Origin of the sequence: Acidocella sp. (genome assembly GCF_028687955.1) — a bacterium.
In the GTDB taxonomy this organism is placed as follows: Bacteria; Pseudomonadota; Alphaproteobacteria; order Acetobacterales; family Acetobacteraceae; genus Acidocella.
This window is the reverse complement of record NZ_JAQTZC010000102.1, coordinates 1-5,154: the sequence shown is the minus strand read 5'-3', so window position 1 is coordinate 5,154 and position 5,154 is coordinate 1. Positions and strand designations below refer to the sequence as shown.

Annotated in this window: 5 protein-coding genes; 1 reads left to right on the top strand and 4 read right to left on the bottom strand. The window is 64.0% G+C overall.

All coding sequences use genetic code 11. The features are described 5' to 3' along the window. Positions 1-11: 11 nt before the first annotated feature. The 4 genes from PHE40_RS10495 to PHE40_RS10480 are packed head-to-tail and all read right to left on the bottom strand — an operon-like array spanning position 12 to position 4,046. Positions 12-881, bottom strand: coding sequence for a universal stress protein (locus PHE40_RS10495; protein ID WP_299961525.1), 870 nt, complete (start codon positions 879-881; stop codon positions 12-14). Between the two features lie 47 nt (positions 882-928). Then, a complete protein-coding gene (locus PHE40_RS10490) occupies positions 929-1,651 on the bottom strand; it encodes an SDR family oxidoreductase (protein WP_299961523.1) in 723 nt (240 codons plus the stop codon). A 30-nt stretch (positions 1,652-1,681) separates the two neighbouring features. Then, complete coding sequence (locus PHE40_RS10485) at positions 1,682-2,959, bottom strand: NAD(P)/FAD-dependent oxidoreductase (RefSeq protein WP_408839057.1); 1,278 nt, start codon at positions 2,957-2,959, stop codon at positions 1,682-1,684. Between the two features lie 55 nt (positions 2,960-3,014). After that, a complete protein-coding gene (locus PHE40_RS10480) occupies positions 3,015-4,046 on the bottom strand; it encodes a YncE family protein (protein ID WP_299961518.1) in 1,032 nt (343 codons plus the stop codon). 438 nt (positions 4,047-4,484) lie between these two features. Here PHE40_RS10480 and PHE40_RS10475 point away from each other — a divergent pair, with 438 nt between their 5' ends. Then, positions 4,485-5,066, top strand: a complete 582-nt coding sequence (locus tag PHE40_RS10475; RefSeq protein WP_299961516.1) for a MarR family winged helix-turn-helix transcriptional regulator — start codon at positions 4,485-4,487, stop codon at positions 5,064-5,066. Positions 5,067-5,154: the final 88 nt, after the last annotated feature.

The window sequence follows — 5,154 nt, the reverse complement described above, 5'->3', positions numbered from 1 at the left end:
TGAGTCGCCCTCTACCGGTTCATCAGCACTGGCAGCGTCGCGTGTTCCAGCACATGCCGGGTCACCCCGCCCAGAATCAGCTGCCGCAACCGCGAGGTGGTCGAATACGCGCCCATGGCCATCATATCCGCGCCAAACTCAGCAGCCCCCGCCAGCAACCCGGCCCCAACCCCCCGGTTGCGCGGATAAAATTCGCGTATTTCCGCGTTCACCCCATGATGAGAAATATATTCCGCCACCTCGGCGGCGCTTGGCCCCGGGCGGAAATACTCCGGCGAGTGCAGAATGCACACCGCCGCCGCCTGCCGCACGAACGGCATCGCCGAGGCCAGCGCCGAAGCCGCGAACGCCGTCCCGTTCCAGGCGATGGCAACGCGCTTGCCGATGCTCTCCGGCTGTTCCACCGGCGCCAGCAGCACCGGGCGGCCGGAATCGAAGATCACCGCATGCAGCGCATCCGCCGCCGCCACATCCGCCCCGGCCAGCGGGTGCGGCACAATCGTCAGGTCGGAGAGCCGGGCCTGATGTGCCACCAGCTGGTCCTCCCGCCCGGTCATCGTGATAAAACTGGCGCTGGGCTCGCTGCGCCCCGGCACTGCATCCCCCACGCTCACCATCTGCTCCGCGGTCGCGGCATGGAACAGCTCATGCAGGCTCAGCTCGCGCGTACCGCTTTCGCGCTCGGTGGCGCTCATCATCTCCTCGATCATCGCCCCCGAAAGCCCCTCACCCGCAATCGGCACGATCTCGCGTGAATCCGCGCGGATATGTAGCACCTGCAAATGCGCGTTCCACATCCTGGCCAGCATCAACCCCGCATGCAGCGCCGCCGCCGCTGAGGCCGAACTGCTGACCGGAAGCATAAATTTGCGAACCGACATCGAAGCCTCCTCGGGTAAGACAATTAGTTTTGTATATATACCAATGCCTACTCAAGAGCCAGAAAAGCAATGTCGCGCGGCCGGTGCGTCAGGTGTTCCCCCCCGTCCACCGTCAGCACTGTCCCGGTCAGCGAGGGCGTCTGCAATATAAACAGCGCCGCGCGGGCGATATCCTCCGGCGTGGCCCCCCGGCGCAGCGGATTCTCCCGCCACGCGCGGGCGAATTTCTCGGCGGACTGCTTAGGCCCCGGCAGCGTGAGCCCGGGGGAAATCCCGCAAACCCTGATCTCGGGCGCCAGGCTCAGCGCCATCATCTCCGTCGCCGCCGCCAGCGCCGCCTTGCTCAGCGTGTAGGAGAAAAAATCCGGGTTCAGGTTGGTCAGCTTCTGGTCGAGCATGTTGATGATCACGCCGCCCTGCGGGCGCTGCGCCGCGAAGGCCTGCGCCAGCAGCACCGGCGCAATCAGGTTCGGTCCCATATGCGCCGCCACCTGCGCGGCCGAGGTGCTGACCACCGTATCGAACACAAAACGTGAGGCGTTGTTGATCAACCCGCCAAGCGGCCCCGCCTCGGCGACCAGCCGCGCCGGCACCTGTGGGTCGGACAGATCTCCCAGCACCACCCGCGCGCCCAGCTCCGCCGCCAGTGCCTGCGCCTCCGGCCCGGACCCGTTGGCGTGGATGATGACGGGGTAACCAGCCGCCACCAGCGCCCTGGCCATCGCGGCGCCCAAACGTTTCGCGCCGCCGGTAATTAAAATCGGATTCATGAACATGTGTATATTTAGCCTGAACGGGCGCTACAACATATCGCGCAACCGGAAATACGTGGTCGCCAGCAGCAGCGCCGGCACCCGCAACGCCCGCCCGCCCGGAAAGCGCGCATGCGGAATCGCCGCGAACACATCAAAACGCTCCGCCTGCCCGGCGATCGCCTCGGCCACCAGCCTGCCGGCCAGCCCGGTCAGCGCCACGCCATGCCCCGAAAACCCCTGGCAAAACAAAATATTATCCGCCAGCCGGCCAAAATGTGGCGCCCGGCTCTGGGTAATATCCACATTCCCGCCCCATAAATACTCAACGCGCGCCCCCGCCAGCTGCGGAAACACCCGCAGCGCGCGCTTCAGCATGGAATGTTGCAACGAAGGCGGCGGCAGCGTTGAATATGAAACCTGCCCGCCGAACAGCATCCGCTCATCGGCCGAGCGCCGGAAATAATCGAGCACAAAGTTCAGATCCGCCACCGCCTCGTTGCCGGGGATCATCTCGCGTACATCCGCGCGCGGCTCGGTGGCCATGATATACGTGCCCACCGGCATGATGTACCCGGCCAGCGGGCGCATCAAATCGCCCAGATACGCCCCCCCGGCGGCCAGCAGAAACCCCGCTGAAACCACCCCGCGCGGCGTATGCACCCGCACCGTTTTTCCCGGCTCCACTTTGCTCACCCGCGTCCGCGAGAATAATTGCGCCCCCGCCGCTTGCGCCGCCGCCGCCAGCCCCAGCGTATAGTTCAGCGGGTGAATATGGCCCGAAACCTCATCCTCCAGCGCCGCCAGATATTTCGGACTGGCCAGGCGCGCGCGCAAATCCGCCCCGCGCAAAATCCGCCCCGCCGGCGCGCCCAGCGCCGCCAGCTCCTCTTGGGTCTCCTCCAGTTCGCGCACCTGCCGGGGCTTGATCGCCGCATGCAGATACCCCCGCACCGGGTCGCACGGGATGGCGAAGCGCGCGATCTGCCCATGCAGCAGTTCAACGCCCTCCATTGACATATCCCAGAGCTTTTTCGCGCGCTGCGCCCCCACCAGCGCCTTTATCTTGCCCTGCCCGGCGGCAAACCCCGGAAGCGCCTGCCCGCCGTTGCGCCCCGAGGCGCCCCAGCCGATAAGCTCAGCCTCCAGCAGCGCCACCTTGTAGCCCCGCTCCGCCAGATGCAGCGCCGCCGAAACCCCGGTGATCCCGCCGCCGATAATCGCCACATCCGCGCTGAGATCACCCTCCAGCGGGGCGGTGCGCAACGCAACGCGCTTGGTCGCTTCGTAATAATTCCCCAGGCTCATCGCATGTTTCCCAACAATCCATCTGCCGGGGCAATAGTGTCGCGCCCGCGCGGGGAGGGCAATACGCCCCGGCTCAGGCGTTCGGCGCGTAGATCAGCAGCCGCACGCTGCCGGGCAGGAAAGTATAAAACGGCGCGGTGTTGGGTTGCTTGGGCGGGGTGGCGGACTGCACCGTGGCGCTCACCAGGAACACCCGCCCGGTCGCCGGATCAACCGCCATGGTCCGCGCGCCGGGCTCTGTCTCAATCGGCGGCAGCACCACGAATTTCGTGGCGGAAACCTCCGAGATCACCGAGAGCGTGCCATCGCGGTTGCTGGAGAACGCCAGCTTGCGGACGGGGTCGAACGCAGCGGAATCCGTGCCCTTGCCGATCGGCAAATTCGCCAGCATCGCGCCGGTATCGCCGTTCACCACCGCCATGCGGGCATTCTGGCAGGTGGCGAAGAGCACATGGCGCGCCCGGTCGATCGCCAGCCCCGTCGGCCCCTCGCAGCCGGGCAGCTTCCAGCGTTCGGTGATGGCATCGGTCCGGGTGCTGATCCGCACCAGCTGGTTCTTGTTTTTAAGATCCACGAAAATTGCCCCCGCCTGGTCACTGACCTGCGATTCCGGCGAACCGCCCAGGGCGATGGTGGCAATCTGGCGCTGTGCCGCGCCGTCCAGCACCAGATCCGCGTTGGCATCGCCGCCGACGGTGAAAACCTGGCCGCTCGGCTTGTCGAACACCATGCCATCGGCATCTTCCAGCGCCGGAACGCGCGCGCGCACCGCCAGGGTCTTCAGGCTGAAAACGCTGATCGTCCGGTTCTGGCTGCTGTCGGCAAACCCTAGCCCGGCGGCGGTGTCAATCGCCACGCCATGGCTGCCAGCCAGCCCGGTGACATGCCCGGCAATCGCGCCGGTGCGTGCATCCACCACGGTCAACTCCGTGCCGTGCGAGATATAGACCCGGTCCGAGGGCGCATCAAAATGCAGATAATCCCATTTGGTGGCGCCGCCCAGCGGCACGCTCTGCACCAGATGGTAGAGCGGTGCCGCCTGCGCGGCGGGGGATACGGCGCAGGCCAAGGCCGTGAATAATCCGGCGTAAAATTGCTTTTTCATGGATAAGCGCTTAGGCGGCCGTCCCAGACGCCGCAAATGACGATTTGAAGTCAGTCTCCGCTGGATGAAGGGCGGAGAGCAATTCTCGCGGTTGTCTGGCAGCGGGCGCGCCACAACAGCGCGATGTGCCCGCACCACGGCGCGCGGTTCAGCCTGGAAGACCGGCGCTCGCTCTCGCAACTGACCACAAACGCACTGCGCCTGTTTCCCTGCGCGGCCAGATGCCTTTGAAACTTCGCATGGTAGTGTATGGTATGCCAGTATATTTTTCGTCATTAAGGTATATCAGTTTGTTTTATTAAACAAAATCAATAACTACCAAATTAGTCCACTATGCAATTATACGCCCCCGGATGGATTTTTGTTGCGTGAAGCCGCTCGTTAACGCATGATGCTAGGCAACAAGATTCAATCAGTTTTGGGAGCATGAGAACGAGCATGTCGTCCGCTGTTAACAAATCCGCGTCAACTGAGAAACGCCTGTCTCCCAAACCGTTCAAATTCGGCTATCTGGTGCATGACGTTTCACGTATCCGCCGCACGGTGATGGACCAGACCATGCGGCCGCTGGGCATCACCCGCTCGCAGTGGACTGTGCTGTCAGTCCTGGCGCGCGGCGGCAATGATGGCATGATGCAGGTGGATTTGGCCAGGCTGCTGGAGGTCGGCAAGGTGACAGTGGGCGGGCTGGTGGACCGGCTGGAGGCGACCGGCCATGTGGAGCGCCGCGCCGACGCCAATGACCGGCGGGTGAAGCGGGTGTTCATCACCGGGCAGGGGTTTGAGGTGGTCCAGAAGATGATCGAGATTGCCACCAAGGTGAACGAGCGCATCCTGCGCAATATCACGCCGGAGCAGCAGCGGATTACCGAGGACGTGCTGTATGCGGTGAAGAAGAATTTGAAGGAAATCGCCGCCGAAGGCAACACGAGCGGGCGGGCCGAGAAGTTTGGCAGCCAGCTCGCGGAGCTGAATGCCGGCAATCGCGGCGAGACCGGCGCGCACGGGCTGATTGCATGAAATCACACGTGAAAACCTCTGTTTTCATATTTTAGAGTATCCGTTATATACCCCGACTCTGTGAGAATTTGGATGGGACTTGCCAAAG